The sequence below is a fragment of the Burkholderia sp. ZZQ-2 genome (assembly GCF_050768715.1).
Lineage (GTDB): Bacteria > Pseudomonadota > Gammaproteobacteria > Burkholderiales > Burkholderiaceae > Burkholderia > Burkholderia cepacia.
The window spans coordinates 1-2,273 of the sequence record NZ_LDVA01000352.1 but is presented as its reverse complement, the minus strand read 5'-3'; the positions used below and the strand labels follow the sequence as shown (position 1 = coordinate 2,273).

3 protein-coding genes are annotated in these 2,273 nt (G+C 65.1%); all 3 read right to left on the bottom strand.

The annotated features are described in order from the left end of the window. A partial coding sequence (locus ABY44_RS34595) for an acyl-CoA dehydrogenase N-terminal domain-containing protein (RefSeq protein WP_431643445.1) occupies positions 1 to 524 on the bottom strand: 524 nt, incomplete at its 3' end. 99 nt (positions 525 to 623) lie between these two features. Next, on the bottom strand, positions 624 to 1,559 hold the full coding sequence (locus ABY44_RS34590; protein ID WP_431643443.1) for an electron transfer flavoprotein subunit alpha/FixB family protein: 936 nt from the start codon (positions 1,557 to 1,559) through the stop codon (positions 624 to 626). Positions 1,560 to 1,575: 16 nt separating this feature from the next. Then, entirely contained in the window at positions 1,576 to 2,271 is a 696-nt protein-coding gene (locus ABY44_RS34585; protein ID WP_063807628.1) for an electron transfer flavoprotein subunit beta/FixA family protein, read from the bottom strand. Positions 2,272 to 2,273: the final 2 nt, after the last annotated feature.

Below are 2,273 nucleotides of genomic sequence, written 5' to 3'. Positions count from 1 at the left end.
ACCAGCGCAAGATCCGAGCCCGCCTGCGGCTCGGTCAGGTTCATCGTGCCGGTCCATTCGCCCGAGATCAGCTTCGGCACGTAGCGCTGCTTCTGCTCGTCGGTGCCGGCCGTCAGCAGCGCCTCGATTGCGCCGTCGGTCAGCAGCGGACACAGCGCGAACGACAGATTCGACGCGTTCAGCATCTCGATGCACGGCGTCGCGATCAGCTTCGGCAGCCCCTGGCCGTCGTATTCGGACGGGTGCTGCAGCCCCTGCCAGCCGCCTTCGACGAACTGGCGGAACGCTTCGCCGAAGCCCGGCGTCGCGGTCACGACACCATCCTTCCAGCTGCTCGGATTGCGGTCGCCTTCGACGTTCAGCGGCGCCAGCACCTCGCCGCAGAATTTCGCGGACTCGTCGAGCACGGCCTGCGCCGTGTCGTAACCGGCGTCCTCGAAACCCGGCAGTTGCGCAACGGCGTCGATGCCCGCGAGTTCCTTCAGCACGAACAGCATGTCCTTGACGGGGGCGTTATAGCTCATGGTGTGTCTCCCTCTTCTCTCTTCTGTCAATGGCGAAAAAAAAGGGGCGCTCGTCGCGCCCCTCTTCTCGTGTGCTTACCGCCTGAGCGTCACACTGCGTCAGCCGAGCTCGTTCACGAGCTCCGGCACGAGCGTGAACAGATCGCCGACGAGGCCGTAGTCGGCCACGCTGAAGATCGGCGCCTCCGGATCCTTGTTGATCGCGACGATCACCTTCGAATCCTTCATGCCGGCCAGATGCTGGATCGCACCCGAGATGCCCACCGCGATGTACAGCTGCGGTGCGACGATCTTGCCGGTCTGGCCGACCTGGTAGTCGTTCGGCACGTAGCCGGCGTCGACTGCCGCGCGCGATGCGCCGAGTGCCGCCGACAGCTTGTCCGCCAGCGGCTCCAGCACCTTCGTGTAGTTCTCGCCGCTGCCCAGACCACGGCCGCCCGATACGATGATCTTCGCGCTGGTGAGCTCCGGACGGTCCAGCTTCGTCACTTCACGGCTGACGAACTGCGACTTGCCGGCGTCTGCCGCCGCCTCGATCTTCTCGACCGACGCGCTGCCGCCTTCCGCTGCAACCGGATCGAAACCGGTCGCACGCACCGTGATGACCTTGATCGGGTCGCTCGACTGCACCGTCGCGATCGCGTTGCCCGCGTAGATCGGGCGCTCGAACGTGTCGGCACTGTCAACCGCCGTGATGTCGGAGATCTGTGCGACGTCCAGCTTCGCGGCGATACGCGGCGCGATGTTCTTGCCGTAAGCGGTCGCCGGCGCGAGGATGTGCGAATAGTCCTTCGCAATGTTCAGCGCGGTCGCTTCGACGTTTTCCGCGAGACCTGCTTCGAGTTGCGGCGCGTCGGCCAGCAGCACCTTCAATACACCCGCGATCTTTGCTGCCGCGTCGGCCGCGCCTTGCGCATTGTGGCCTGCGACCAGCACGTGAATGTCACCGCCGATCTTCGCCGCCGCCGCCACCGTGTTCAGCGTCGCGGCCTTGATCGACGCGTTGTCGTGTTCTGCAATCACCAGAATCGTCATTTCTTTCCGCTCCCTCTTACAGCACCTTGGCTTCGGTCTTCAGCTTCTCGACCAGCGTCTTCACGTCCGGCACCTTCACGCCGGCTGCGCGCTTCGGCGGCTCGGCCACCTTCAGCGTCTTCAGACGCGGCGCGACGTCCACGCCGAGGTCTTCCGGCTTCACCGTTTCCAGCGGCTTCTTCTTCGCCTTCATGATGTTCGGCAGCGTCACGTAGCGCGGCTCGTTCAGGCGCAGGTCGGTCGTCACGACCGCCGGCAGCGTCAGCGACAGCGTTTCCGCGCCGCCGTCGACTTCGCGTGCAACGGTTGCCTTGCCGTCCGCGATCGTGACCTTCGATGCGAACGTCGCTTGCGGGAGACCAGCCAGCGCGGCCAGCATCTGGCCCGTCTGGTTCGAATCGTCGTCGATTGCCTGCTTGCCGAGGATCACCAGTTGCGGCTGCTCCTTGTCGACCAGCGCCTTCAGGATCTTCGCGACGGCCAGCGGCTCGACGCTGTCGTTCGATTCGACGAGGATCGCGCGATCCGCGCCGATCGCCAGCGCCGTGCGCAGCGTTTCCTGCGCTTGCGTCACGCCCACCGACACCGCGATCACTTCGGTCGCGACGCCCGCTTCCTTCAGGCGCACCGCTTCTTCCACCGCGATTTCGTCGAACGGGTTCATCGACATCTTCACGTTCGCGATGTCGACGCCCGTGTTGTCCGACTTCACGC

Coding starts and splice junctions, on each gene's coding strand:
- ABY44_RS34590 (WP_431643443.1), bottom strand. CDS start 1,559: ATGACGATTCTGGTGATTGCAGAACACGACAACGCGTCGATCAAGGCC.